This is a genomic window from Mesorhizobium sp. M7A.F.Ca.CA.001.10.2.1, from assembly GCF_003998575.1.
GTDB lineage: Bacteria > Pseudomonadota > Alphaproteobacteria > Rhizobiales > Rhizobiaceae > Mesorhizobium.
Genome location: NZ_RZQY01000935.1, coordinates 1 through 1,733, shown reverse-complemented (window position 1 = coordinate 1,733; position 1,733 = coordinate 1). Strand labels below are relative to the sequence as shown.

2 protein-coding genes and 1 pseudogene are annotated in these 1,733 nt (G+C 63.5%); all 3 read right to left on the bottom strand.

Going from position 1 to position 1,733, the window contains the following annotated elements; genetic code table 11:
* Nucleotides 1-128 precede the first annotated feature (128 nt).
* Entirely contained in the window at nucleotides 129-842 is a 714-nt protein-coding gene (locus EN964_RS33670; protein WP_127268698.1) for a glutamine amidotransferase, read from the bottom strand.
* A gap of 15 nt (nucleotides 843-857) precedes the next feature.
* Nucleotides 858-1,337, bottom strand: a complete 480-nt coding sequence (locus tag EN964_RS33665) for a TerB family tellurite resistance protein (protein WP_127268697.1) — start codon at nucleotides 1,335-1,337, stop codon at nucleotides 858-860.
* Nucleotides 1,338-1,373: 36 nt separating this feature from the next.
* A pseudogene (locus EN964_RS33660) lies at nucleotides 1,374-1,733 on the bottom strand (heme biosynthesis protein HemY); the annotation flags it as partial.

Here is a 1,733-nt window from a genome sequence, read left to right as displayed (position 1 = left end):
AGATTCTCAGCTACGAGCGCAGCTTCCTGCGGCCGGTGCTCGAACCTTAAAGCGCGTCGCGCTTTAAGTCTTGTTTTATGCATGTCGTTTTCCCAAAACCGAGGTCGCTTTTGGGCGACATGCATTAGCTATCTGCTCGGCTTGCCGAAAATCATCCGCAGGAACTCGTCCAGCCAGCGCTTGAGATGCATGTCCCAGATCAGCCGGCCGCCGAGATGATCGCGGCCGGGCTGGGCACCGGGCAATTCGAAGCGATGCGCGCCGCGCACCACCCAGCGCTGCATCATCACCCTGGTCAGTTCGCCATGGAACTGGATGCCCCAGGCATTGTCGCCGTAGCGGAAGGCCTGGTTGGGATAGGTCTCGGCCGTCGCCAGCAGCGTCGCGTCCCTGGGCAGCGAGAAACCCTCGCGGTGGAACTGATAGACCATCTCCGGCCAGTGCATCAGTTGCTTGCCGGCTTCGGTCGCTTTCAGGGGATACCAGCCAACCTCGACCAGCCCTTCGCCGTGTCCTTCGACCTTGCCGCCGAGATAGTTGACCAGCATCTGTGCGCCGAGACAGATGCCGAGACATGGCCGGTTCTCCCTCAGCGGTATTTCCAGCCAGTTGGTCTCGCGGCGAACGAACTCGTCCTCGTCATTGGCGCTCATCGGACCGCCGAACACCACCGTGCCGGCGTGGCCGTCCAGTGTTTCGGGCAAGGCGTCGCCAAGCGGCGGCCGGCGGATATCGAGGTCGAACCCTTCTTCCAGCAACATGTGGCCGACACGCCCTGGGCTCGAACTCTCCTGATGCAGCACGATCAGTATCTTTGGCTTCGAACTCGTTTGGCGCGGCATGGGAAGGCGAAAATCCTATTCGTCGCTCGATGTTCCGGTGGCGCCGGGCGCGTGCGCCGCTGCCTTGCGGCGCGCCTCGACGCGATCATGGCGTTCGACGCCGATCAGCTCGGCGACGCGCCAGACGGTGTTGTCCTCGAGCTCGTGCAACTCGCCGTCGGCATAGACGATTTCCCACATCAGGCCGATGAAGGCCTTGCGCGCATCGGCATCGAGATGGCGCTTCAGGACACTGGTGAAGGCATAGAGATCGATCGCCTCATTGTCGGCCCGCTCGCCGGCGGCGGCAAGCGCCTCAAGTTCCGTGCCGCTGATCGAATAGCTCTCCGCCAGCACCGCCTTGAACCGTTCCCACTCGACATCCTGGCGCACGCCATCGGCATTCATCACATGGTAGAGCAGCGCCGAGGCGGCGATGCGCGGATCGTCCGTGCTGGCACGAGTGCCGGCGCCGGCCGGCAAATCCCTGAGAAACGACAGAACGCGTTCAAACATAGATCCATACCCCAACGGCCTGACGGCCTGCCCAACTCAAAACAACCGAAACCGGCGCGGCGATTTCTCCGCTTCCTCGTCCGGATCGACGCCGGGATCGTCCGGCAACCGCGCAAGCTCCTCGGCCGGATCGACGCCCTCGGCATCGCCCGGCACCGCGGCGAAGGCCGCTGCCGTGATCGGCCTGACATGATCTTCTTCGCGACTTTCAGCTTGCTTGCCCGCCGACGTCTCGCCACCGGCGTCATCGATCACCTCGATCGGCCCTTTTTCGCTCGTGGGCTTTGCCAATGCTTCGATGACCGGCGCCGCACCGGCTGGCATGTCGTCATGGCTGTCGATCAACTGGCCGAGACGCTCCATCGGCGCACGCCACTCGAAGGCGTCGAGCCGGCC

What these genes read in the sequence shown, in the direction of transcription:
- EN964_RS33670 (WP_127268698.1), bottom strand. Translation starts at nt 842, where the DNA reads ATGCCGCGCCAAACGAGTTCGAAGCCAAAGATACTGATCGTGCTGCAT.
- EN964_RS33665 (WP_127268697.1), bottom strand. Translation starts at nt 1,337, where the DNA reads ATGTTTGAACGCGTTCTGTCGTTTCTCAGGGATTTGCCGGCCGGCGCC.